Origin of the sequence: Ralstonia sp. RL (genome assembly GCF_001683835.1) — a bacterium.
Taxonomy (GTDB): domain Bacteria; phylum Pseudomonadota; class Gammaproteobacteria; order Burkholderiales; family Burkholderiaceae; genus Ralstonia; species Ralstonia mannitolilytica.
In genome coordinates, this window is record NZ_LWRX01000041.1 from 41,698 (window position 1) to 64,712 (window position 23,015).

Sequence of the window (23,015 nt, forward strand, 5' to 3'; positions counted from 1 at the left end):
CCTCAGGGCTGCCGGCAGAATTCCTCGATCAGCGCGGCCACCTGCTCGGGCTGGTCGTGATGCAGCATGTGCCCCGCATCGGCGATCAGTACCTCACGAAAATCGGGAAATGCGGCAAAGCGCGCCTTGAACTCGGGCAGCGGCACGTCGCCCGCAATGGCCTTGAGCGTGGGCGAGTCGACGGCTTCGACATGCAGCACGGGCGCGGTCACGCGTCGCCAGACTTCCATCACTTCATCCAGCCGATACAGCTGCGGGTTGACGATCTTGTGCGCCGGATCGCCGAGGATTTCCCAGCGGCCGTCGGCGTTCTGGCGCGACCAGTGCCGCGCCAGGAACGCTGCCTTGTCGGCCGGCAGGCGCGGATTGGTTTTCTGCAGGCGCGCGGCGACATCGCCCTCGGTGGCGTAAGTGCTCAGGCTCGGTTTGTCCTTGAGCTCGTCGAGCCAGCGCGCATAGCGGCGCGGTGCCTGGGACGGCTTTGACGCGGCCATGCCGAAACCCTCGAGATCGACCACGCGCCGCACGCGCTCCGGCCGGATGCCCGCATACAGGCAGACCACGTTGGCGCCCATGCTGTGCCCCACCAGAGTCAATTGGCCTTCGGGCTGGTAGTGGTCGGCGATGGCCTCGAGATCGGCCAGGTAGTCGGCAAACCAGTAGCACTCCACGCCAGGCGCCTCGGTCGGCCGCGCCGTCAGCCCGTAGCCGCGCCAATCGGGCGCCACGATGTGCCAGCGCTCGCGCAAGGCATCCACGAGAAACTGGAACGATGCCGACACGTCCATCCACCCGTGGAAGAGAAACAGGATCGGCGCGCCCGGCTCACCCCACTCGCGAATGTGGTAGCGCAGGCCGCGAACCGGCAGGTAAGTGGAGCGGGAGGCTTGGCGCACTGCCGGCTGCGTGGAGGAGTCCATGGTTTCCGTCACCGAATAGAAATCGAACGATCGTTCTTTTTCCGGCGATTATAGCGGCGGGCCGCTCCGCCCGTGGCGCTTAGAACGACGCTTCGAGCGCCGCGATTTCGTCGTCGTCGAAACCGGCCTGACGGCGGGCGTCGAGGTTGAACGGCCCGCGCAGGCGCGGTGCCCCGTATTGCTCGGCCAGTTGGCGATAGGTCGACACGGGGTCGAGCCCCGCCCGCTCGCACAGCCAGCGGTACCAGCGGTTACCAACGGCCACGTGGCCGATTTCGTCGCGCAGGATGATGTCGAGGATGCCGGCTGCAGCCATGTCCCCCACGGCTGCAAGCTTGGCGCGAATGGGCGGCGAGGCATCGAGGCCCCGCGCCTCCAGCGTGCGCGGCACCAGGGCCATGCGCGCGAGCGGGTCGGCGGCAGTCTTCTCGGTCATCTGCCACAGCCCGTCGTGGGCGGGATGGTCGCCATAGCGGCAATCGAGCGTGGCCAAATGTGCCGACAACAGCGAAAAGTGCGTCGCCTCCTCAGCGGCCACGCGCGTCCAATCCTGGTAGAACGCAACCGGCATGCCGGCAAAACGCCACACGGCGTCGAGCGCGAGATTGATCGCGTTGAATTCGATATGGGCGAGCGCGTGCAGCAGCACGGCTCGGCCATGCGGCGTATCGATCGCACGGCGACGCGGCACTTCAGCGGGCGGCACCAGGACCGGCGCGCACGGCCGACCGGGCACGCTTCCCGCAGGCGCCGTAATGACGGCATCGATGCGCCAACTGGCGTCGTCCGCGCTCTTCGCGCGCTCGCCGAGGCGCAACGTGGCGTCGACCTTGCTGACAGGATCGGTGAGGCACAAGGCGGCCAGAGCGGCGTGGCGCAACGAATCGGCGGGCGTCTGGAGGGCGGTCATCAGCGTACAATTCGGACTTTCCGCCATTTTAAGTCGACGTGTCGCGGCGGCCGCGGGGCCGGCTTGAAGACGCGCGCCATTCCCCCATCTACGCAGATTCTGGAGACCGATCGCATGGCCCTCTACCAACTCGGCGACATTGCCCCGACCATCGACGACAACGCCTACGTGGCCCCCGAAGCGACCGTGATCGGCCGCGTGGAGCTCAAGGCGCGCGCCAGCGTGTGGCCGGGCGCGGTCATCCGTGGCGACAACGAGCCGATCACCGTAGGCGAGGCCAGCAACGTGCAGGAAAGCGCCGTGCTGCACACCGACCCGGGCTGCCCGCTGAACATCGGCGACCGCGTGACGATCGGCCATCAGGCCATGCTGCACGGCTGCACGATCGGCGAAGGCTCGCTGATCGGCATCCAGGCGGTGGTGCTCAATCGGGCGGTGATCGGCAAGAACTGCCTGGTGGGCGCCGGCGCGATCGTCACCGAAGGCAAGGTCTTCGAAGACGGCACGCTGATCCTGGGCGCGCCCGCGAAGGCCGTGCGCAAACTGACGGAAGACGACATCGCGAAGATGCACCTGAATACGGAAACGTACGCGGTGCGCCAGGCGATGTACAAGCAGCAACTGAAACGGATCGATGGATGACTGACGAGCTCAAGAAATTTGTATTCGACGCCGCGCCCGTGCGCGGTGAACTGGTGCGCCTGGAAGCGACCTGGCAAGAGGTGCTGCGCCGCCGCCGCTATCCCGCTGCGGTGCAGACGTTGCTGGGCGAAATGATGGCCGCCGCCGCGCTGCTGTCAGCCAACCTGAAGTTCAATGGCGCGCTGGTCATGCAGCTGCACGGCGATGGCCCAGTGCGCATGCTCGTCGTGGAGTGCAACTCCGACCTGTCGATGCGCGCTACCGCCAAGATCGTCGAAGGCGCCGAGATCGCCGAAGACGCCACGCTGGCATCGATGGTGAACGTGCAGGGTCATGGCCGCTTCGCCATCACGCTCGATCCGCAAGACAAGCTGCCGGGCCAGCAGCCGTACCAGGGCATCGTACCGCTGTCGGATGAGAACGGGGCGCTCGCCAGCATGACCGAGGTGCTCGAGCACTACATGCAGACGTCTGAGCAGCTCGACACGCGCCTGTGGCTTGCCGCCGACGAGAAGGTGGCCTCCGGCATGCTGCTGCAGCGCCTGCCCTCGTACGGAGGCGCCATGGAGGGGCGCCCCGATCGCGAACCCGCGCAGGTGGGCGAGACCGGCCAGCCGCTCCATGAAAACGCGCCCGAGCAGGACCTCGACACGTGGGAGCGCGTCTGCCAGCTCGGCAAGACGCTGCGCCGCGAAGAGCTGCTCGAGCAGCCGATCGACACGCTGATCAAGCGCCTGTACTGGGAAGAGCTCGAGGCCGCCGGCATCCGCATGTTCGAGCCGCAGGCACCGCACTTCCGTTGCTCGTGCTCGCGTCTGCGCGTGGGTGCGATGCTGCGCACGCTGGGCCAGCCCGAAATCGACAGCATCCTGCAAGAGCGCGGCAAGGTCGAGATCGACTGTGAATTCTGCGGTCAGCACTACAGCTTCGATGCGGTGGATTGTGCACAGCTCTTCGCGCAGGACACTGTCGCACAAGGTATTCAGGGCGCGCCGGACCAGCGCCACTGAGCGCGGCGACATAGTATGAAGATGCGTGAATAGCGGCACTTCCGCACGCCGCCCACACTCCAAGCCGCCAGTTCCGTCATCCGCCCGTTGCGGGGTCCACCATGCCAGAGCTCATCAACCGGTCATCCAACGTTCGTCGTACCGCGAGGCTCGCGCTGCCGATGGCGGTGGCCTTGCTGGCGTCCGCCTGCGTCGCCGTGCCGCGCGGGCCCGGCGGCACGCCTTATACGGCACGTTTGCCGGCCGATACACAGCCTGCCGAACCCGCACCGCTGTCGCCGGAAGATCGCCAGAAGCTTGATGAACTGAACGCCAAGGCGCTGCGCGAATCCGACCAGGCCGTTCAGCGCGAAGCCCAGGCGCGGGCCTATGCAGCCACGCCTTACTATGCGCCGTATCCGTACTATGGCAGCTACTCGGTCTACTACGGCAGTGGATGGCGCCACCGGGGTGGCTGGGGTTTCCGCTATGGCGCGCCCGTCTGGGGCTATCCGTACTACTGGTAAAGCGGGACGATGCCGGGGGGCATCCACCCGGCGTTGTCAGTGCCGACTCTGCTGGCCCGCCGGGGGCGGAGGCGGCGGGGGAGTCTGGCTGGACTTGGGCGCCGGCGCCACGAATTGGACGAAACCCTCGTCGTCCTTGACCATGCCAAGCTCGTAGCGCGCGCGCTCTTCAATGGCGCCCGTGCCGTCCTTCAGGTCTTTCACTTCGCCCTCGAGCTTGGTGTTGCGCTGCTTCAGTTCGCCATTGCGCTGATTCTGCGCGCTCACCTGCTTCTGCATGTCCCACACACGCAGCCAGCCGCCCTTGCCGAGCCAGAGCGGGTACTGGATGGCAAGCAACAACAGCAGCAGGAACAGCGTGATCAGGCGCATGCGAACGTCGGGCGTGGAAGGTGCAGCCCCAGATACCACGCGACCGCCACATCGGCGGTCGCACGGTCATGCGGGGCGAAACTGCGAAGGATTATCGCAGGTTATAGAACGCCGACTTGCCGGGGTAGCTGGCGATATCACCGAGGTCTTCTTCGATGCGCAGCAGCTGGTTGTACTTGGCCATGCGGTCCGAGCGCGACAGCGAGCCCGTCTTGATCTGGCCAGCGTTCGTCCCGACAGCGATGTCGGCGATCGTGCTGTCCTCGGTTTCGCCCGAGCGGTGCGAGATCACGGCGGTGTACCCGGCGCGCTTGGCCATCTCGATGGCCGCGAACGTCTCGGTCAGCGTACCGATCTGGTTGATCTTGATGAGGATCGAGTTGGCGATGCCCTTCTCGATGCCTTCCTTCAGGATGCGCGTGTTGGTGACGAACAGGTCGTCGCCCACAAGCTGCACCTTCTTGCCGAGCTTCTCGGTCAGAATCTTCCAGCCGGCCCAGTCGCTCTCGTGCATGCCGTCTTCGATCGACACGATCGGGAACTTGTCGGCGAGGTTGGCCAGGTAGTTGGCGAACTCTTCCGAGGACAGTTGCAGGCCTTCGCCTTCCAGGTGGTACTTGCCGTCCTTGTAGAACTCCGAAGCGGCGCAGTCGAGTGCCAGCAGCACGTCTTCACCGGCCTTGTAGCCAGCCTGGTCGATGGCCGACAGGATGGTGTTCAGGCACTCTTCGTTGCTGGCGAAGTTCGGTGCGAAACCGCCTTCGTCGCCCACGGCGGTGCTCATGCCCTTGTCGGCCAGGATCTTCTTCAGCGCGTGGAAGATCTCGGCGCCGCAGCGCAGGGCTTCACGGAAGCTCGACTGGCCGACCGGCATCACCATGAATTCCTGGATGTCGAGGCTGTTGTTGGCGTGCGCGCCGCCGTTGACGATGTTCATCATCGGCACCGGCATCTGCATCGCGCCCGAACCGCCGAAATAGCGATACAGCGGCAGGCCGGCCTCTTCGGCGGCAGCCTTCGCCACGGCCATCGACACGGCCAGCATGGCATTGGCACCCAGGCGGCTCTTGTTCTCGGTGCCGTCCAGGTCGATCAGGGTGCGGTCCAGGAACGCCTGTTCCGACGCGTCCAGGCCCATGATGGCCTCGGAGATTTCGGTGTTGATGTGCTCGACGGCCTTCAGCACGCCCTTGCCCAGGTAGCGCGACTTGTCACCGTCGCGCAGTTCGATGGCTTCGCGCGAGCCCGTCGAGGCGCCCGACGGCACCGCGGCGCGACCCATCACGCCCGATTCCAGCAGCACGTCGCATTCGACGGTGGGGTTGCCGCGCGAGTCCAGCACTTCGCGACCGATGATATCTACGATGGCACTCATGAAAATCCCTCTTGGTGTCTTAAAGCAGGTAACGCTACGAAGTCGACCGGCGCCGGTTAAACGCCTTCGACCACGATCATGTTCATCTTGGCAGCCTTGGCGCGCGCGTCGCGGGCGGCGCGATATTCCTCGCTGTCATAGAAGACCTTGGCTGCGTCATAGCTCGGGAACTTGAGCACGACGACGCGCGTGGGAGCCCACTCCCCTTCCAATTGCTCGGTCTTGCCACCGCGCACCAGGACTTCGGCGCCGTGGGCCTGCATGGCCTTGGTCGACAGCACCTTGTATTGCTCGTATTGCACCGTGTCGGTCACGTCCACGTACGCGAGGATGTAGCCAGCGGCCATGTGTCTCTCTCCGGAAGCAGCAACAAACGACGACGGCGGCTAACAGCGCCGCCGGTCGGGTGGGGTCAAGCGTTCAATCGAACTGATTTTCCAGGAAACCGCTGCGCTTCGTGAGCGCATCCAGTTCTTTCAGTACTGACAGCAAGTCTTTCATGCGGCGCAGCGGCACGGCATTCGGGCCGTCGGACTTGGCGCATGCGGGGTCCGGATGCGTTTCCATGAACACGCCCGCCACACCCGTCGCAATGGCTGCGCGGGCCAGCACCGGCACGAATTCGCGCTGGCCGCCCGAGCTGGTGCCCTGGCCGCCCGGCAATTGCACCGAATGCGTCGCGTCGAACACGACCGGTGCGCCCGTCTCGCGCATGATCGCGAGCGAGCGCATGTCCGACACGAGATTGTTGTAGCCAAACGAAGCGCCACGCTCGCAGGCCATGAAGTTGTCTTCCGGCAGGCCGGCATCGCGAGCCGCATGCCGCGCCTTGTCGATGACGTTCTTCATGTCGTGCGGCGCGAGGAACTGACCCTTCTTGATGTTGACGGGCTTGCCGCTCTGCGCACAGGCGCGGATGAAATCCGTCTGGCGGCACAGGAAGGCCGGGGTCTGCAGGACGTCCACGACTTCGGCCACAGGCTTGATCTCGTCGATCTCGTGCACGTCGGTCAGCACGGGCACGCCCACCTGGCGACGGACTTCCGCCAGGATGCGCAGCCCCTCTTCCATACCGAGCCCGCGGAACGAGGCATCCGAGGAACGATTCGCCTTGTCGAACGACGACTTGTAGATGAACGGAATGCCAAGCGCGCCCGTGATCTCCTTGAGCGTACCGGCGGTGTCGATCGCCATCTGCTCCGATTCGATCACGCAGGTGCCGGCAATCAGGAAGAACGGTTTGTCGAGGCCGACTTCGAAATCGCAGAGTTTCATGATGTTCCTGTGCGCCGACGCCCTAGGCGACAGCGCGTTGCGCGTTCTGCTGGTGGTGCGCAAGCGCAGCTTCCACGTAAGCCTTGAACAGCGGATGGCCGTCACGCGGCGTCGAGGTGAATTCCGGGTGGAACTGCACGCCGACGAACCAGGGGTGCATCGAGCTCGGCAGCTCCATCATTTCCGGCAGGTTCTCCGACGGCGTGCGCGCCGAGATGATCATCCCGGCCTTCTCGAGCTGGGGCACGTAGTGGTTGTTCACCTCATAGCGGTGACGATGGCGCTCATTGACTTCCGTGCCATAGATCTGCGCGGCCTTGGTGCCCGGCTGCACCGGCACGCGTTGCGAACCGAGGCGCATCGTACCGCCCATGTCGGAATCGGCGGAGCGCTTCTCCACACGGCCATCGCGGTCCAGCCACTCGGTGATGAGGGCGACCACCGGATGCTCGGTCTCGTCATTGAATTCCGTGCTGTTGGCGTCGGTCATGCCGGCCAGATGGCGCGCGAACTCGATCACGGCCAGCTGCATCCCCAGGCAGATGCCGAGGTACGGCACGCCGTTCTCGCGGGCGTACTGGATCGCACGGATCTTGCCTTCCGTACCGCGCTTGCCGAAGCCGCCCGGCACCAGGATGGCGTCCAGCGACTTGAGCACATCCATGTGGCCCGACTCCAGTTCTTCGGAGTCGATGTACTCGATGTTGACGCGCGTCGAGGTATGCAGGCCGGCGTGGCGCAGCGCTTCGATCAGCGATTTGTACGATTCCGTCAGGTCGACATACTTGCCGACCATGCCGATGGTGATCTCGTGCTGCGGGTTTTCCAGCGTGTGCACCATGCGCGCCCACACGGACAGGTCCGCGGGCGGCGCCTCGATGCGCAGCTCTTCGCAAATGATGCGATCCAGCCCCTGCTCGTTGAGCATCTGCGGGATCTTGTAGATGGTGTCGACATCCCACACCGAGATGACGGCGTCCTGCGGCATGTTGGCGAAGAGCGAAATCTTCGCGCGCTCGTCATCGGGAATGGGGCGGTCGGCACGGCACAGCAGCGCGGTGGGCTGCACGCCGATCTCGCGCAACTTCTGCACCGAGTGCTGGGTCGGCTTCGTTTTGAGTTCGCCGGCGCTGGCAATGAACGGCACCAGCGTCAGGTGCACGAACGCCGCCTGGTTGCGGCCCAGGCGCAGGCTCATCTGACGCGCCGCTTCCAGGAACGGCAACGATTCAATGTCACCCACCGTACCGCCGATTTCGACGATCGCCACATCCGCCTTGCCGTCGTGCGACGCCTTGGCGCCGCGTTCGATGAAAGCCTGGATTTCGTTGGTGATGTGCGGAATGACCTGCACCGTCTTGCCGAGATACTCGCCGCGACGCTCCTTGCGGATCACGGATTCGTAAATCTGGCCGGTGGTGAAGTTGTTGGCCTTGCGCATCTTGGCCGAGACGAAGCGCTCGTAGTGACCAAGATCGAGGTCGGTTTCTGCGCCGTCCTCCGTCACGAACACCTCGCCGTGCTGGAACGGGCTCATCGTGCCCGGGTCGACGTTGATGTAGGGATCGAGTTTGAGGAGGGTGACTTTGAGGCCGCGCGACTCAAGAATGGCCGCGAGCGAGGCGGCGGCGATGCCCTTGCCGAGTGAGGACACTACGCCACCGGTAACGAATACGAACTTGGTCATGACCTAGCTTGCCGGGGAAAGCCGGATTATACCAAAGGTGCCCTCCACGATCCGTGACAGAACGGAGGATTTCGTCGGCTCAGGCGGCGTGCCGCATGGCGCCTGCTTCAGCACGCATGTCGTTGATCAGCTGGCGCACCAGCGCGGCCGTTTCCAGCGGTTTTTCCATCGGATACAGGTGGCTGCCTTCGATCCACCGCAGGCGGCTGCCCACGATGCGCCGCGTGGCCCCGAGGCCGACCTGCCGGATTTCGCGCGAACGCGTGCCCGCCACGAAGCTGACCGGGAACGGCGTACCGCCAGCCACCTTGCGGCCCATGTTGGTCGGCAGTGTCCGGTAGATCTGGTATTCAACCTCGCGCGAAAAGCGCAGTGTGCGCTCCGTGTCACGCCCAGTGGGTTCGGTGCCATGTTCGACGTAGTCGCGCAGCACGTCTTCGTCCCAGCGGTCGAATTTCTTCTTGGCCTTGAAGTGGCTCCAGACCGAATCGAGGTCGGGCCACACATTGCGCCGGTTCTTGGTGGCAGCGGCCGGCGACTGGCGCTCGTCGATGTCCAGCCACTGCGCCACGCGCAACAGCTTGGCGCGCCACCCGGCAATGATCGGGGAATCCAGCATCACGATACCGCGCACCCGCTCCGGCCGGCGCAGAGCCGCCATCAGACTGAGGAAGCCGCCCAGCGAATGGCCCACGAGCCACACGGGCTCGGGCTGCGCATCGATCTCGGCCAGCAGCTCTTTCACGAGCCCCGGCCACGACCGCGTGACGGGAAAGCGCGGGTCATGCCCGAAACGCTCGACTGCCCGGATGTCGAATTCATCAGCCAGCACGCCCAACATCTTCCGGTAGGTGCCCACCGGAAATCCGTTGGCATGCGAAAAGAGCATCACGTCGCGCATATGCCGCTCCCGGCGCCTCAGTGAGGTTTCTGCGATCCGCCGGCCACGCGCTGGATCGTGGACACCTGCTCCAGCGTCGGCTCCGGCGCGCGTTTCGGCGCGGGCGGCGCATCGGCGGCCGGGGGCGCAATGCGCACCGGCTCCACGGCGATGGACGGGTGCCCTTCGCGGCGCAGCGGATGCGCCGCCTCGGGATGGGCCTCCCAGTCCGGATCGTCGATTTCGGCAAAGACCTGACGCAGCCGCTTGCCCCATGTGCTGCGGATCATCGCGAAATACGGGTTCTCCTCATCGATGGCGACAAACCGCGTCACCCGCAGCGAGTCCGCCTCGTAAACCAGCAGATCCAGCGGCAAGCCCACGGAGATATTCGACTTCAGGGTGGAGTCCATCGAGATCAGCGCGCATTTGGCGGCCTCGTCGAGCGGCAGGCTCGGGGTCACCACGCGATCGATGATCGGCTTGCCGTACTTGGCCTCGCCGATCTGGAAATAGCAGTTCTCGGGCGTGGCCTCGATGAAGTTGCCGGCCGCGTAGACGTTGAACAGGCGCGGGCGTTCGGCACCGATCTGCCCGCCAAAGATGATGCTCACATTGAAATCGATGTGGGCCTTGGCCAGCGCGGCGGCGTCACGGTCATAGACCTCGCGCACGGCTTCGCCGACGATGGTGGCCGCTTCGAACATGTCGCGCGCCGTCCACAGCGAACGTGGGTTGTCGCGCGCCTCGGTCAGCACCTGGCGCACGGCCTGGCTGATGGCGAGGTTGCCGGCAGTGAGCAGCACCATGACGCGATCGCCTTCCCGCTCGAAGACGGTCATCTTGCGGAAGGTGGAAATGGCGTCCACCCCAGCGTTCGTGCGGGAATCAGACAGGAAGACAAGGCCAGCGTCCAGGCGCATGGCAACGCAATAAGTCATCGGCGAAGCACGTACGGAAACAGTCGATCGAACGCATTCTAGCGCGCCAGCGGCAACGTGCCGGCACGCTTGGAAGGGATGCTCGATTCACCCGGGCTCAGGAAGGATCGGCCGGCAGCGGTTCGATGGAAATGCTGACGTCCATGGTCTCGGCGCCACCGCCCTGACGTACGCCGCGGATAGGCGCGGCTGACTGGTAGTCGCGCCCGACGGCCAGCCGGACATGGCGCTCGTCGGTAAAGCACTGGTGCGTCACGTCGATGCTGCACCACGTATGCGATTCGGCATCGAGGCACACGTCTGCCCAGGCATGGCTGGCGAGTTCCTCTTCGCCAATCGCGTGGAAATAGCCGCTGACATACCGCGCCGGCACGCCGAGCGCGCGGCAGCACGCCACCATCACCTGCGCCTGGTCCTGGCACACGCCGGTGCCGAGGCCGAACGCTTCGGCGGCGGTGGTGCCGACATGCGTCGTGTTCGACTTGTAGCGCACACGCTGGGCAATGGCCTGCGCAAGACGCAATGCGGATTCGGCATTGCCTGGCACGAGCCCGTGCTGCCGCGCGAAGGCGGTCATGTCGGCCGGCGCTGAAGTCAGCGGCGTGGTGCTGAGAAAGTACAGTGGCGACACGCGATAGCGCCCTTCCCCCGGCGCATCGGTAAAGTGCCGGCTGCCCGGCGCGGCGGCAGGAAAGGCCTCGACGATGCCGCGCGCGTCGATGGTGACGTCGTCCGTGCGCGCCCCGAGCGTGAAGTGGTGCACGACGTTGCCGAAACCGTCCGTGGCGCGCGTGAGGTTGCCGGGCGCATGAATCTGCCAGCTGTCCACCTGCTGGAGCGTGCCGCTGCGAGGCGTGAGCCGCAGCTCATGCACGCTGTGGCGCAGCGGCTCGGCATAACGGTAGACCGTCGTATGTCGAATTTGGTATTTCACGATAACGCGGGCGCCGCACATGAGCGACGGCCCGATAGGTACGGAAGGCCCCGCGCGTTACGCCACATCGAGCGGCACCAGGAAGTCTTGGCTGATCCCGTTGCCCAGATCGTTGATGCGCTCCAGGAAGTTGGTCAGCCATGCGTGCAAGCCCACGGCAAAAATGTCTTCGATGCGCGCGTACCGCAGGTCGGCGTGCAGTTTACCAGCGCGTCGTTCGGTTTCCGCCGACTGGCTGTTGCGCACGACCGAAAGAATCGCCACGACCTCGTCCATGCTGGCGAGCAGCGAGCGCGGCATATCGCTGCGCAGGATCAGCAGCTCGGCCACGCGCGTCGGCGTGATGACGTTGCGGTAGATCTTGCGGTAGACCTCGAAGCCGGAAACCGAGCGCAGCGTGGCCGCCCAGTGATAGAAGTCACCCTGCTCGGCCGCAGCTTCGTCGCGCGTGGGCGTGGACTGGAATTTCACGTCGAGCAGCCGCGCGGTGTTGTCGGCGCGCTCGAGGAACGTGCCGAGACGCATGAAGTGGAATGCGTCGTCGGTGAGCATGGTGCCAACCTGCACGCCGCGCGAGAGGTGCGAGCGGAACTTGACCCACTCGAAAAACTGCGACGGATCATCGCGCAGCATGCCTTCGGCAATGAGGCGCTGCACATCGAGCCACGTCGTGTTGATGGTTTCCCACACCTCGGTCGTGATGGAGCCGCGCACGGCCCGGGCGTTCTCGCGGGCCCCGCGCAGGCAGCTCATGATCGACGACGGATTGGTCATGTCGCGCACCATGAAGTCGATCACGTCATCGCGCGAGAGCAGCCCGTAGCGCTCGTCAAACACCTGTGTGAGTTCCGAGATGTCGAGCATCGCCCACCAGCCCTGCTCGGCCACTTCCGCCGACTGCGGCAACAGCGAGGTCTGGTAGTTCACGTCGAGCATGCGGGCGGTGTTTTCGGCGCGTTCGGTGTAGCGCGCCATCCAGAAAAGGTGGTCTGCGGTGCGGCTGAGCATGGCGTTCCCTGTCGTGTCCGGTTATGTCGATGGTCGCGGCGGTGCTTCAGCGCTCCAGCACCCACGTATCTTTCGTGCCGCCGCCCTGCGACGAGTTGACCACCAGCGAGCCCGCCCGCAGCGCCACGCGCGTCAGGCCGCCAGGCACCATGCGCACATCCTGGCCCGACAGCACGAACGGCCGCAGATCGATGTGGCGCGGCGCGATGCCGGCCTCCACATAGGTCGGACACGTAGACAGCGCCAGCGTCGGCTGGGCGATGTACTGGTCGGGGCGCGCCTTCACCACCTCGCGGAATGCGGCGATCTCTTCCTGCGTGGCAGCGGGGCCCACGAGCATGCCGTAGCCGCCGGCGCCGTGCGTTTCCTTCACGACCAGCTCGCCCATGTGATCGAGCACGTATTGCAGATCGTCCGGCCGGCGGCACATGTAGGTGGGAACGTTGTTGAGGATCGGCTCCGCGCCCAGGTAGAAGCGGATCATGTCGGGCACGTACGGATAGATCGACTTGTCGTCCGCAACCCCCGTGCCGATGGCATTGCAGATGGTGACGTTGCCCGCGCGGTAGACCGACAGCAAGCCGGCCGCGCCCAGCGTGGAGTCCGGCCGGAACACCAGCGGGTCGAGGAAGTCGTCGTCGACCCGGCGGTAGATCACGTCGATACGCTGCGGCCCTTGCGTCGTGCGCATGTACAGGTGGTCGTCCTGCACGAACAGGTCTTTGCCTTCTACGAGTTCCACGCCCATCTGTTGCGCGAGGAAGGCGTGCTCGAAGTACGCCGAGTTGTACATGCCGGGCGTGAGCACGACCACCGTCGGCTCGGCAATGTTCTGCGGCGACACACTGCGCAGCGTGTCGAGCAGCAGGTCGGGGTAATGCGCCACCGGCGCGACCCGATTGCGCGCAAAGAGCTCAGGAAACAGCCGCATCATCATCTTGCGGTTTTCCAGCATGTACGACACACCCGAGGGCACGCGCAGGTTGTCTTCGAGCACGTAGAACTCGCCCTCGCCGGCACGGACGATGTCGATGCCGGCCACGTGCGCATAGATGTCGCGCGGCACGTTCACACCGAGCATGTCGGGGCGGTACTGGGCGTTGTTGTAGATCTGGTCCGGCGGAATGACGCCGGCGCGCAGGATGTTCTGCTCGTGATAGATGTCGTGCAGGAAGCGGTTCAGTGCATCCACGCGCTGGCGCAGGCCGCGCTCCAGCGTGGCCCACTCGCTTGCCGGAAAGATGCGCGGGATGATGTCGAACGGGATCGTGCGCTCGGTGCCGCTGTTGGTTTCATCCTTGTCGCCGTACACGGCAAAGGTGATCCCGACGCGGCGGAAGATGAGGTCGGCTTCGGCACGCTTGTTCTGCAGCGTGGTGGCGGATTGCGCGCCCAGCCATTCGGCGAAACGTCCGTAGTGGCTGCGGACCTCGCCCTGCTGGACGAGCGCTGCCGGGGCCGGTTCGGCGGCATGGGGGCTGCGGTCGCCATCATGCCAGTTGAGCATTTCATCGTAGAACCGGACTGCCATGCTTTTCTCCCCTGACGGCGCCGCGCGATGTACGCGGCACGTGGTTTTTATAGCACGGCGGTTTTGCGCGCCACAATGGGGCGAACCCGCCGTGCAACCGAGTTTTACGGCAGCGCATCATTTGCGTCCGTGGCCGTCGCCAGGGCCTGCACCTCGTGTGCGGAAGACCAGTACCGCGGCCGCATCGAGCGCGCGGTCCGGATATCGAGCCCATCACCGTCGGTCTGGATGACCACGGCGCCGGTCCGGTCGGTGCGCAAGCCTTCGATGCCGCGCGTCTCGTAGCGCTGCCACACCCGGGGGTGCGGGTGCCCATACCGGTTACGGTAGCCGACCTGGAAAATCGCCACTTGCGCGGACACCGCGTCCAAGAACGCGCCGCTGGAGCTTGTCTTGCTGCCGTGATGCGGTACAAGCAAGATGTCTGCCATCAGACGCTCGGGCGCCTCGGCTTCCACCAGGGCCGCTTCCTGCTCGGCTTCGATGTCGCCCGCCAGCAGCGCTGCGTGGCGGCCGTTGCCGATGCGCAGAACACAGCTGCGGCCGTTGCTGGACACGCGCGCATCGTCGGCCGGCACGCGCAGGGGATGCAGGATTTCGAAGTCCACGCCGTCCCAGGCCCAGGCCTGCCCCGCCACGCAATCAGCAAACGCAGCACCGTGGGCCCGCGCCACGTCACGCAGCCGGTGCGTTTGCGGCAAAGACGCCAACATGGTGCGCACAGGCACCGCGTTGATCACCGTTTCGGTGCCCCCGGCGTGGTCGCTGTCTGCATGGCTGACGACGAGCGTGTCGAGCGCCTCCACCCCGTGCGCGCGCAGGTACGGCGTGATGACCCGGGCGGCGGCATCGGCGTTGTCCCCATACCGGGGGCCGGTGTCGAACAACACTTGGTGCCGGGCCGTCTCAACCAGCACGGCGGCACCCTGGCCGATATCGAAAGCCACCAGGCGGAACTCGCCCACCGCCGGCACGGGATTGCGCGCCAGCACCATCGGCAGGAGCAGCATCGTGCCCTGTGCCCGCCATGCCCACGCGCGGTGCGCGCCTGGCACGAGCATCAGCGCCACGCCACCTGCCGCCAGCGACAGCGCCCAGGCAGGCGCCACCGGTGCCACCCAGACGGCCCAGCGCGGTTGCGCCACCCAATCGAGCCACGCCGCCAGCCACCGGAAGGTCGCTTCAGACGAGGCCAGCACGGGCTGGGCAAGCGGATCGGGCAGCGCGGTGCCGATCAGCGCCAGCGGCGTGGTCACGAAGCTCACCAATGGTATCGCGAGGCCGTTGGCCGCGGCAGAGACCACCGATGTCTGCTGAAACAGCAGCAAGGTCGCCGGCAACAGCCCGAACGTGACGGCAAGCTGGACACGCGTGGCACCGGCAACGCTGCGCAGCATGCGCGCGCCCCACCCTTCCGGCTCGGCATGGCGCGGGTGGCGCAGTGCGATCTGCGCCGCGATGAAGATGACCGCCACCGCGCCGAATGACAGCCAGAACCCCGCTGACATCACCGCCCACGGATCCACCACCGCCACCACGGCGGCTGCCCAGCATAGCGACAGGCTCGCCGGCACGCTGCGATCGGTCAGCCGGGCGACGGCGACGGTGGACAGCATCAGCAGCGTGCGCTGTGCCGGCACGCCCATGCCGGCAAGCAGGCAGTAACCGAGGGCCGCGAGCATGGCGGCGATGGCGCCCGCACGCGGGGTCGGCATGCGCAACGGCAGCGGCGTGCGCAGCCAGCGTGCGAGCCCGAACGAGCGGCGCCACAGCGCCATCCAGAGCGCAGCAAAGAGCCCGGCAATCATGGTGATGTGCAGGCCCGAAATACTGACCAGATGACTGATGCCGGTGCGGCGGAACAGCTCCCAGTCTTCGCGGGCGATGCCGCTCTGATCGCCCACCACCAGCGCGACGATCACCGGTGCGTAGCGCGCCTCCGGCAACGCGTCGAGGATGTGGCGCCGCACTGCGGCCCGCCAGCGCTCGACGCGCATTCCGAAGCCGCCATCCGCCTCGCCCAGCGCAACGTTCTGCGTGCGCTTGCCGGTGCGCACGTAGCCGGTGGCGCGCACGTTGTCGGCCAGCATTGCGTATTCACCGTCGAAGCCTCCCGGGTTCATCAGCGTGTGCGGGCGCTTGAGACGCAGGGTCAACTTCCAGCGCTGGCCGGGTTGCAGGTCTGGAATACCGGCGCGCCGGTCGACCTCGGCGGTGTCCTCGCCGGCGGCAGGCCAGCTGCGCATGCCGTACCACGACAGGCGCACGCGCGGCGGCACGGCGTCCGCTGCATTACTGGATTCGATCTGGAACAGGAACCGCGTGGCGTCCTCGCCGATCTGCGGCAACTCGGCCACGATCCCCGTGGCGATGATGTCCTTGCCTTCCCACGCGGGGCTCAACACCACTGAGAGTCGCTGCTGTGCCCGCCAGTCGCTCCAGCCGAAACCGGCCGCGACGGCGCTGGCCGTCAAGAACACGCACGCCCACACCGGCCGCCGCTGCACGCGCGCACAGAGCAGCAAGCACAGCATCAGCACCGCGAGCGGTTGCCACAACGGCGCGAGCGCCGGCTGCATCTGCAATGCCATGCAGCCGGCCACGAACCCGATCAACACGAAGCGCATCGCGCGCGTCAGGCTTGCAGCAGTGTCGCCAGGCGGGGAATGGCCTCGATGCTGTTGCGCCGCGCCTGCTCGGCGAGCACGTCGATGGCGATGCCGCGCAGCTGCGCCATCGCCTCGGCAATGCGCGCGACTTGCGCGGGCACGTTACGCACGCCGCCCTGCTCGCCGAACTGGTCGTCAGACAGCCAGGACGGGGCCAGGTCCGGCGCATCGGTTTCGAGCACGATCGATTCGATCGGCATTTCGTCCGCCAGCCGGCGTACACGGTTCGCACGCGAGAAGGTGAAAACGCCGCCAAAGCCGAGTTTGAAGCCCGCATCGACGAAACGCCGCGCTTGCTCGGGGCTCCCGTTGAAGGCATGCGCAATGCCGCGCACGCCGGCCTTGATTGCCGCGCTGCCGACCTGATCCTGCGATTTGCGCACGTGCATCAGCACCGGCAGATCGAACTCGCGCGCGATGCGCAGTTGTGCGCGGAAGACGGCGTTCTGCCGTTCGACATCGGGGTCCGGAATGAAGAAATCGAGCCCGATCTCGCCAATGGCGACAAAGCGTGGGTCGCCCATGGACGCCGCCACCTGACGGCGCAGTTCGACGAGGTCGTCATCGCTGGCCTGCGCGGCGTGGATGGGATGGATGCCGAGCGCATAGCTGCAGCCGCCGTGACGGTGTGCCAGTGCGCGCACGGTGTCGAAATTCCAGCGCGCCACGGCCGGCACGACGATGTGGCCAACCCCCGCCGCACGTGCCTGCGCAACGACGCCGTCACGATCGGCGTCGAAGTCTCGGGCATCCAGATGGCAATGGGTGTCGATCCACATGGTCGGTTCTGCGTTGGCAAAAGCACGCAACGTACCCGAAACGGCGGTGCGCTGGAATCCGCCGTTTCCGATAATGCCGCGCGCTCAGCGCTCCTGGTGCAGATGGCCCTCGCGCAGCCGGAAGATGCGGTTGCAGCGGCCCGCCAGCTCGATATCGTGCGTGACGATGACAAAGCTGGTGCCGAGCGTGCGCGTGAGTTCCAGCATCAGCTCGAAGACTTCTCCGGCGGTGTGGTCGTCGAGGTTGCCGGTGGGCTCGTCGGCGAGCACGCAGGCCGGCGAGCCCACCAGCGCGCGGGCGATCGCCACACGCTGCCGCTCACCGCCGGACAGCTCGCCCGGGCGATGCGCGGTGCGGGGCCCCAGGCCTACGCGCTCGAGCATCGCCTGTGCGGTATGGCGCGCCTGCGCCTCTTCCACGCCGCGAATGCGCAGCGGCATCGCCACGTTGTCCAGCGCGGTGAATTCGGGCAGCAGGTGGTGAAACTGGTAGACGAAACCGAGCGCCTGGTTGCGCAGCGTGTTGCGCTCGCGCTCCTTCATGGCGGTAAACGGCTTGCCGAGCAGCGACACGCGGCCGGACGTCGGCTCGTCGAGCCCGCCGAGCACATGCAGCAGCGTGCTCTTGCCGGAGCCCGACGCGCCCACGATGGCGACCTTCTCGCCAACCCCGATGCGCAGGTCCACGCCCTTGAGGACGTCGACGTTCAACCCGCCCTGGCGGAACGATTTGGCCAGCCCCTCGGCCTGCAGCACCACGCCCTGCGGCGCGGCGGCCGGCGCTTCCATGGAAGTCATGACGGCCTCACTCATAACGCAGCGCCTCCGCCGGATTCACGCGCGAGGCATGCCAGCTCGGATACAGCGTCGCCACCGACGCCAGGATGAAGGAAATGATGCCGATGGTCGCAATGTCGTTCACGCGCGGGTCTGAAGGCAGTTCACTGATGAAGTAGATGTCGCGCGGAAGGAATTGCACCTGGAACAGCCGCTCGATGAACGGCACGATCACGTCGATGTTGTAGGCGATGAGCGTGCCGAAGCCCACGCCCAGCAGCGTGCCGATGAACCCGATCGCCACGCCCTGCACGATGAAGATCTTCATGATCGAGCCCGGCTGCGCGCCCATGGTACGCAGGATGGCGATGTCGGCCTGCTTGTCCGTCACCGTCATCACGAGCGTGGAAACCAGGTTGAACGCCGCCACGGCAATGATGAGCGTCAGGATGATGAACATCATCTTCTTCTCGGTCTTCACGGCGGCAAACCAGTTCTTGTTCTGGCGCGACCAGTCGCGGATGTAGAGCTCGCCCGACAGTGTGCGCGACAGCGCCTCGGCCACCTGCGGCGCCCGGTCCATGTCGACCAGCTTCAGGCGCACGCCGGTCGGGCCGTCGAGACGGAACAGGCGCTCGGCGTCTTCCATATTGACCAGCGCCAGCGAGCTGTCGAATTCATAGTGGCCCGATTCAAAGACGCCCACCACGGTGAACTGCTTCAGGCGCGGCAGCACGCCAGCCGGCGTGATCGTGCCCTGCGGCGCCACCAGCGTCACCTTGTCGCCCTGCTGGACGCCCAGGCCGCGCGCCAGCTGGCTGCCCAGGGCGATACCGAATTCGCCGGGTTTCAGATCGTCGATGCTGCCCGATTTGAAATCCTTGGCGATGTCGGACACCTTCGGTTCGTCGGCCGGCGACACGCCGCGCAGCAGCACGCCGCGCACGGCTTCGTCGCGCGTGATCATGGCCTGCGCGCCCACATACGGCGCCGCGCCGGTGACTTCCTTGTTCTGCATGGCCTCATTGGCGGTGCGCTGCCAGTCAGGCAGGCTGCCGGGCGCCATCACCTCGATGTGCGACAGCACCGAGAGCATGCGGTCGCGCACTTCCTTCTGGAAGCCGTTCATGACCGACAGCACGATGATCAGCGCCGCCACGCCCAAGGCAATGCCCAGCATCGAGATGAGCGAGATGAAGGAAATGAAGCTGTTGCGGCTGGCGCGCTTGCTTGCACGCGTGTAGCGCCAGCCGATCTGCCATTCATATGGAAATTTCAAAGGGGGTTCCCCGTGGGTGTGCGATTCGATGTGATCCTGCCGGCTCGCTGGCCAACGAGCCGGAAGTTTACAATCTCGGAGCCATGATTCCTGAACTCACCCTGATTGTCCCGTTTTGCGCTCCGGCCGCCGAGGTGGCAGACGACGCGTACCGTCAATTGACCTTGCCGGGCCTGGAAAGGTTGCTCGCGCGTGCGCGCGAGGCCGAACGCGAGCGCCACGACGACGCCTACCTGCCCACGCTGCCGCACGAGCGCTGGTTGGCCGCACATGCGGGGCTGCCCGTTGCGCCGCTTCCCTCGGCGCCGTACATGCGGCTGGCCGACGGCGGCACCGCCGACACCCGCACCTGGGCCTGCCTGCAGCCGGTGCACATCCATGCCGCGCGGGACCACCTGGTGATGCTCGACCCCGCCCAGCTCCAGCTCGAAGCCGCCGACGCCGACGCCCTGCGCGCGGCCATCGCGCCCCTCGTCGCCGAAATGGGCGTCACGCTCGACGCGACGCACGCGGCCCGCTGGTACGTCGCCGACGCGCCGTTCGGCGACCTGGTCGCCGCCGCCCCGCAGCGCGCCACCGGCCACAACATCGACATCTGGATGCACAAGGGCGAGCAGGAACGCGCCTGGCGCAAGTTCCAGAACGAAATCCAGATGACCTGGCATGACCATCCCGTCAATCAGGCGCGCGAGGCCCGGGGACTGCTGCCCGTGAACTCGGTGTGGCTGTTCGGCCAGGGCGCGCTGGTCGATACGCGCCCGATTGCCGAACGCATGATCGGCAACGACGCCTTCTTCGCCGGCCTGTGCCACGCCGCAAACGCCACGGAACTGTGCGCCGGGACGCTCGCCGCCGTGCCCTTCGACGACACCAGCGCCGCCGCCTTACTCGATGCAGCCACGCGCCCCTACCTGTCAGCGGACTGGTACGACTGGATCGAGACCCTGCGCGCGTTCGACCGCGACTGGTTCACCCCCGCCGCCGATGCGTTGGCCGATGGCCGCATCGATGCGGTTTCGCTCGTGCTGACCGGCGATTCGCACTATGCCCGCTACCGCGCCACCCGCAAGGACCTGACCGGCTGGCTGCGCCGTTTCAGCCGCGCCCGCACGCTGCGCGATGCGCTGTCCCTTCTCTCGATGGCTGCCTGAGCCTGATCCCGCATGACCCGCATCGCTGTCCGTTCGCACTCCGCCGAAGCCGCCACCACGCTGGCCGGCCACGGCATCCACCCCGTTCTCGCGCGCATCCTGGCCGCCCGTGGCGTCGCCCGGCCCGATGAACTGTCGACCGAGCTGTCCGACCTGCTGCCGCCGTCGCAACTCAAGGGGATCGACGACGCGGCCCGCTATCTGGCCGACGCCATCGCCGCCAGCAAGCGCCTGCTCATCATTGCCGACTACGACTGCGACGGCGCCACAGCCTGCGCCGTCGGCGTGCGCGGCTTGCGCATGCTCGGCGCGCAGGTGAGCTACATCGTGCCGAACCGCTTCGAATACGGCTACGGCTTGTCGCCGGAGATCGTGGCGCTGGCGGCGCGCGAAAAGCCCGACGTACTCGTTACCGTCGACAACGGCATCGCCGACGTGGCCGGCGTGGCTGCGGCCAATGCGCTCGGGATCGACGTCGTCATCACCGATCACCACATGCCGGGCGCACAGTTGCCCGACGCGCGCGTGATCGTCAATCCGAACCAGCCGGGCTGCGGCTTTCCCAGCAAGAATCTGGCGGGCGTCGGCGTGATGTTCTACGTGCTGCTGGCATTGCGGGCGGAGCTGCGCAACCGGGGCGTCTTCACGCTGCAGGACCAGCCTCGCCTCGATGCGCTGCTCGACCTGGTGGCGCTCGGCACCGTGGCCGACGTGGTCAAGCTCGACGCCAACAACCGCCGGCTCGTGGCGCAAGGGCTCAAGCGCATGCGCGCGGGGCGGATGTGTCCCGGCATCGCCGCGCTCTTCCGCGTGGCCGGCCGCGAGGCCCGCCGTGCGTCCACGTTCGATCTGGGCTTCGGCCTCGGCCCGCGCCTGAACGCCGCCGGGCGCCTGGCCGACATGACGCTCGGCATCGAATGCCTGCTCACCGACGACTACGACCGCGCCCTGGCCATCGCCGCGGAACTCGACGGCATGAACCGCGAGCGCCGCGAGATCGAAGCCGGCATGCAGCAGGAGGCGCTGGCCATCCTCGACACCATGCACGCCATCGACGGCGGCGGCCGCCACACCATCGCGGTCTACAACGAGACGTGGCACCAGGGCGTGATCGGCATCGTCGCCTCGCGCATCAAGGACAAGTTTCACCGCCCCGTCTTCACCTTCGCGCCCGGCGACGACGGCGTCATCAAGGGCTCCGGCCGTTCGATTCCCGGCTTTCACCTGCGCGACGCGCTGGACGCCGTCCACAAGCGCTGCCCTGGGCTGATCGTGAAGTTTGGCGGCCACGCGATGGCGGCGGGGCTGACGCTGCGCGAAGACGGCTTCGATGCATTCGTCGCCGCCTTCGAGGCCGTCGGCCGGGAGTGGCTGACCGAGGCGCTGCTCTCGCGCGTGCTGGAAACCGATGGGGAGGCCGACCCGGATTGCTTCACGCCGCAATTCGTTGAGTTGCTCGAAACCCACGTCTGGGGCCAGGGCTTTCCAGCGCCGAGCTTCTGCGGCGAGTTCGACGTGCTGTCGCAGGCCGTGCTGAAAGACAAGCACCTCAAGCTCAAGCTCGGCCGCGGCAAACAGCAATTCGACGCCATCTGGTTCAACCACGCCGAGCCGCTGGGCGCGTCCGCCTATGTGGCCTACCGCCTCGACAACAACACCTTCAACGGCATCACCCGCGTGCAGATGGTGATCGAGCACGCGCAATAGGCTCCGCGCCGAACCTTGCGCCAGCGCATAAACACATGCCAAAACTGTCTGACGGCGCGCCAACGACGCAGCCGTCGGCCACGGCGGCTGCGTTACAATGCGTGTTTGCCGGCTGGGCAGCAGCCACGCCCGCGCACCCCACGAATTCCTAGCCTCTTCTTCCAAGCGAAATGACTCACGTCGTTACCGAAAGCTGTGTCCGCTGCAAGTACACCGACTGCGTGGACGTCTGCCCCGTCGACTGCTTCCGCGAAGGCCCGAACTTCCTGACCATCGATCCGGACGAGTGCATCGACTGCGCCGTCTGCGTGGCCGAGTGCCCGGTCAACGCCATCTACGCCGAAGAAGATGTGCCCGCCGATCAGCAGAAGTGGATCGCCATCAATGCCGAGCTCGCGCAGGCCGGCTGGCCGTCCATCACCAAGACCAAGGCCCCGCTGCCCGACGCCGACGAATGGAAGGACGTGAAGGACAAGGAGCAGTACCTCGAACGCTGATCGCTCGCCTTCATCGTCACCGCAAAAAAGGTGTTGACGGCGAGAACAGAAACTAGTTAGAATTCATTTCTTCGCTGATGCAGCGATTCCCCGATAGCTCAGTCGGTAGAGCGCCGGACTGTTAATCCGTAGGTCCCTGGTTCGAGCCCAGGTCGGGGAGCCAAA

At 66.1% G+C, this 23,015-nt stretch carries 22 protein-coding genes and 1 tRNA gene; 7 read left to right on the forward strand and 16 right to left on the reverse strand.

Annotated features, from left to right (window positions below; all coding sequences use genetic code 11):
• Nucleotides 1-2: 2 nt before the first annotated feature.
• Both A6M56_RS04340 and A6M56_RS04345 read right to left on the reverse strand, forming a co-directional pair.
• Nucleotides 3-920, reverse strand: coding sequence for an alpha/beta fold hydrolase (locus tag A6M56_RS04340; RefSeq protein WP_045786508.1), 918 nt, complete (start codon nucleotides 918-920; stop codon nucleotides 3-5).
• A gap of 79 nt (nucleotides 921-999) precedes the next feature.
• Nucleotides 1,000-1,830, reverse strand: a complete 831-nt coding sequence (locus A6M56_RS04345) for a ferritin-like domain-containing protein (protein WP_045786507.1) — start codon at nucleotides 1,828-1,830, stop codon at nucleotides 1,000-1,002.
• Between the two features lie 114 nt (nucleotides 1,831-1,944).
• Here A6M56_RS04345 and A6M56_RS04350 point away from each other — a divergent pair, with 114 nt between their 5' ends.
• From A6M56_RS04350 to A6M56_RS04360, 3 genes are all read left to right on the forward strand, one after another.
• Nucleotides 1,945-2,472, forward strand: a complete 528-nt coding sequence (locus tag A6M56_RS04350) for a gamma carbonic anhydrase family protein (RefSeq protein WP_102079624.1) — start codon at nucleotides 1,945-1,947, stop codon at nucleotides 2,470-2,472.
• On the forward strand, nucleotides 2,469-3,482 hold the full coding sequence (hslO, locus tag A6M56_RS04355) for an Hsp33 family molecular chaperone HslO (RefSeq protein WP_102079623.1): 1,014 nt from the start codon (nucleotides 2,469-2,471) through the stop codon (nucleotides 3,480-3,482). The genes A6M56_RS04350 and hslO overlap by 4 nt, the downstream gene beginning before the upstream one ends.
• Before the next feature lie 101 nt (nucleotides 3,483-3,583).
• A complete protein-coding gene (locus tag A6M56_RS04360) occupies nucleotides 3,584-3,988 on the forward strand; it encodes a hypothetical protein (RefSeq protein WP_102079622.1) in 405 nt (134 codons plus the stop codon).
• A 36-nt stretch (nucleotides 3,989-4,024) separates the two neighbouring features.
• Here A6M56_RS04360 and ftsB read toward each other — a convergent pair whose 3' ends face one another.
• From ftsB to A6M56_RS04430, 14 genes are all read right to left on the reverse strand, one after another.
• Nucleotides 4,025-4,360, reverse strand: coding sequence for a cell division protein FtsB (gene ftsB / locus A6M56_RS04365; RefSeq protein ID WP_045786503.1), 336 nt, complete (start codon nucleotides 4,358-4,360; stop codon nucleotides 4,025-4,027).
• Between the two features lie 91 nt (nucleotides 4,361-4,451).
• On the reverse strand, nucleotides 4,452-5,735 hold the full coding sequence (gene eno, locus A6M56_RS04370; protein ID WP_045786502.1) for a phosphopyruvate hydratase: 1,284 nt from the start codon (nucleotides 5,733-5,735) through the stop codon (nucleotides 4,452-4,454).
• Between the two features lie 56 nt (nucleotides 5,736-5,791).
• Nucleotides 5,792-6,082, reverse strand: coding sequence for a DUF1330 domain-containing protein (locus A6M56_RS04375; protein ID WP_062739265.1), 291 nt, complete (start codon nucleotides 6,080-6,082; stop codon nucleotides 5,792-5,794).
• A 73-nt stretch (nucleotides 6,083-6,155) separates the two neighbouring features.
• Complete coding sequence (gene kdsA, locus A6M56_RS04380) at nucleotides 6,156-7,010, reverse strand: 3-deoxy-8-phosphooctulonate synthase (RefSeq protein ID WP_045786500.1); 855 nt, start codon at nucleotides 7,008-7,010, stop codon at nucleotides 6,156-6,158.
• A gap of 22 nt (nucleotides 7,011-7,032) precedes the next feature.
• Nucleotides 7,033-8,697, reverse strand: coding sequence for a CTP synthase (gene pyrG, locus A6M56_RS04385; protein ID WP_045786499.1), 1,665 nt, complete (start codon nucleotides 8,695-8,697; stop codon nucleotides 7,033-7,035).
• Between the two features lie 79 nt (nucleotides 8,698-8,776).
• The gene (locus A6M56_RS04390) at nucleotides 8,777-9,598 is read right to left on the reverse strand and encodes an alpha/beta fold hydrolase (RefSeq protein ID WP_102079621.1); all 822 of its coding nucleotides are present in this window, start codon (nucleotides 9,596-9,598) and stop codon (nucleotides 8,777-8,779) included.
• Nucleotides 9,599-9,615: 17 nt separating this feature from the next.
• On the reverse strand, nucleotides 9,616-10,518 hold the full coding sequence (locus A6M56_RS04395; RefSeq protein WP_045786497.1) for a proteasome-type protease: 903 nt from the start codon (nucleotides 10,516-10,518) through the stop codon (nucleotides 9,616-9,618).
• Between the two features lie 97 nt (nucleotides 10,519-10,615).
• Nucleotides 10,616-11,452: a transglutaminase family protein gene (locus tag A6M56_RS04400; protein WP_045787834.1), complete on the reverse strand. Its 837-nt coding sequence runs from the start codon at nucleotides 11,450-11,452 to the stop codon at nucleotides 10,616-10,618.
• Nucleotides 11,453-11,509: 57 nt separating this feature from the next.
• Nucleotides 11,510-12,460, reverse strand: coding sequence for an alpha-E domain-containing protein (locus tag A6M56_RS04405; protein WP_062739266.1), 951 nt, complete (start codon nucleotides 12,458-12,460; stop codon nucleotides 11,510-11,512).
• A gap of 46 nt (nucleotides 12,461-12,506) precedes the next feature.
• Complete coding sequence (locus A6M56_RS04410) at nucleotides 12,507-13,991, reverse strand: circularly permuted type 2 ATP-grasp protein (protein ID WP_045786495.1); 1,485 nt, start codon at nucleotides 13,989-13,991, stop codon at nucleotides 12,507-12,509.
• Nucleotides 13,992-14,095: 104 nt separating this feature from the next.
• Nucleotides 14,096-16,618, reverse strand: a complete 2,523-nt coding sequence (locus A6M56_RS04415; RefSeq protein WP_102079620.1) for a DNA internalization-related competence protein ComEC/Rec2 — start codon at nucleotides 16,616-16,618, stop codon at nucleotides 14,096-14,098.
• 8 nt (nucleotides 16,619-16,626) lie between these two features.
• Nucleotides 16,627-17,439 carry a TatD family hydrolase gene (locus A6M56_RS04420; protein WP_062739429.1) on the reverse strand — a complete coding sequence of 271 codons (813 nt, stop codon included), beginning with the start codon at nucleotides 17,437-17,439 and terminating at the stop codon, nucleotides 16,627-16,629.
• 84 nt (nucleotides 17,440-17,523) lie between these two features.
• On the reverse strand, nucleotides 17,524-18,252 hold the full coding sequence (gene lolD / locus A6M56_RS04425; RefSeq protein ID WP_045786493.1) for a lipoprotein-releasing ABC transporter ATP-binding protein LolD: 729 nt from the start codon (nucleotides 18,250-18,252) through the stop codon (nucleotides 17,524-17,526).
• Entirely contained in the window at nucleotides 18,245-19,495 is a 1,251-nt protein-coding gene (locus A6M56_RS04430; protein WP_062739268.1) for a lipoprotein-releasing ABC transporter permease subunit, read from the reverse strand. The genes lolD and A6M56_RS04430 overlap by 8 nt, the downstream gene beginning before the upstream one ends.
• 83 nt (nucleotides 19,496-19,578) lie before the next feature.
• Between A6M56_RS04430 and A6M56_RS04435 the strand changes: the two genes are divergently transcribed.
• From A6M56_RS04435 to A6M56_RS04450, 4 genes are all read left to right on the forward strand, one after another.
• Complete coding sequence (locus A6M56_RS04435; protein WP_102079619.1) at nucleotides 19,579-20,646, forward strand: hypothetical protein; 1,068 nt, start codon at nucleotides 19,579-19,581, stop codon at nucleotides 20,644-20,646.
• A 12-nt stretch (nucleotides 20,647-20,658) separates the two neighbouring features.
• On the forward strand, nucleotides 20,659-22,353 hold the full coding sequence (gene recJ / locus A6M56_RS04440; RefSeq protein ID WP_045786490.1) for a single-stranded-DNA-specific exonuclease RecJ: 1,695 nt from the start codon (nucleotides 20,659-20,661) through the stop codon (nucleotides 22,351-22,353).
• 170 nt (nucleotides 22,354-22,523) lie between these two features.
• Entirely contained in the window at nucleotides 22,524-22,850 is a 327-nt protein-coding gene (fdxA, locus tag A6M56_RS04445) for a ferredoxin FdxA (RefSeq protein ID WP_045786489.1), read from the forward strand.
• A gap of 87 nt (nucleotides 22,851-22,937) precedes the next feature.
• A tRNA-Asn gene (locus tag A6M56_RS04450) sits at nucleotides 22,938-23,013 on the forward strand.
• The last annotated feature ends 2 nt before the right edge of the window (nucleotides 23,014-23,015 follow it).

Coding starts and splice junctions, on each gene's coding strand:
- A6M56_RS04340 (WP_045786508.1), bottom strand. CDS start 920: ATGGACTCCTCCACGCAGCCGGCAGTGCGCCAAGCCTCCCGCTCCACT.
- A6M56_RS04345 (WP_045786507.1), bottom strand. CDS start 1,830: ATGACCGCCCTCCAGACGCCCGCCGATTCGTTGCGCCACGCCGCTCTG.
- A6M56_RS04350 (WP_102079624.1), top strand. CDS start 1,945: ATGGCCCTCTACCAACTCGGCGACATTGCCCCGACCATCGACGACAAC.
- hslO (WP_102079623.1), top strand. CDS start 2,469: ATGACTGACGAGCTCAAGAAATTTGTATTCGACGCCGCGCCCGTGCGC.
- A6M56_RS04360 (WP_102079622.1), top strand. CDS start 3,584: ATGCCAGAGCTCATCAACCGGTCATCCAACGTTCGTCGTACCGCGAGG.
- ftsB (WP_045786503.1), bottom strand. CDS start 4,360: ATGCGCCTGATCACGCTGTTCCTGCTGCTGTTGTTGCTTGCCATCCAG.
- eno (WP_045786502.1), bottom strand. CDS start 5,735: ATGAGTGCCATCGTAGATATCATCGGTCGCGAAGTGCTGGACTCGCGC.
- A6M56_RS04375 (WP_062739265.1), bottom strand. CDS start 6,082: ATGGCCGCTGGCTACATCCTCGCGTACGTGGACGTGACCGACACGGTG.
- kdsA (WP_045786500.1), bottom strand. CDS start 7,010: ATGAAACTCTGCGATTTCGAAGTCGGCCTCGACAAACCGTTCTTCCTG.
- pyrG (WP_045786499.1), bottom strand. CDS start 8,697: ATGACCAAGTTCGTATTCGTTACCGGTGGCGTAGTGTCCTCACTCGGC.
- A6M56_RS04390 (WP_102079621.1), bottom strand. CDS start 9,598: ATGCGCGACGTGATGCTCTTTTCGCATGCCAACGGATTTCCGGTGGGC.
- A6M56_RS04395 (WP_045786497.1), bottom strand. CDS start 10,518: ATGACTTATTGCGTTGCCATGCGCCTGGACGCTGGCCTTGTCTTCCTG.
- A6M56_RS04405 (WP_062739266.1), bottom strand. CDS start 12,460: ATGCTCAGCCGCACCGCAGACCACCTTTTCTGGATGGCGCGCTACACC.
- A6M56_RS04410 (WP_045786495.1), bottom strand. CDS start 13,991: ATGGCAGTCCGGTTCTACGATGAAATGCTCAACTGGCATGATGGCGAC.
- A6M56_RS04415 (WP_102079620.1), bottom strand. CDS start 16,618: ATGCGCTTCGTGTTGATCGGGTTCGTGGCCGGCTGCATGGCATTGCAG.
- A6M56_RS04420 (WP_062739429.1), bottom strand. CDS start 17,439: ATGTGGATCGACACCCATTGCCATCTGGATGCCCGAGACTTCGACGCC.
- lolD (WP_045786493.1), bottom strand. CDS start 18,252: ATGAGTGAGGCCGTCATGACTTCCATGGAAGCGCCGGCCGCCGCGCCG.
- A6M56_RS04435 (WP_102079619.1), top strand. CDS start 19,579: ATGATTCCTGAACTCACCCTGATTGTCCCGTTTTGCGCTCCGGCCGCC.
- recJ (WP_045786490.1), top strand. CDS start 20,659: ATGACCCGCATCGCTGTCCGTTCGCACTCCGCCGAAGCCGCCACCACG.
- fdxA (WP_045786489.1), top strand. CDS start 22,524: ATGACTCACGTCGTTACCGAAAGCTGTGTCCGCTGCAAGTACACCGAC.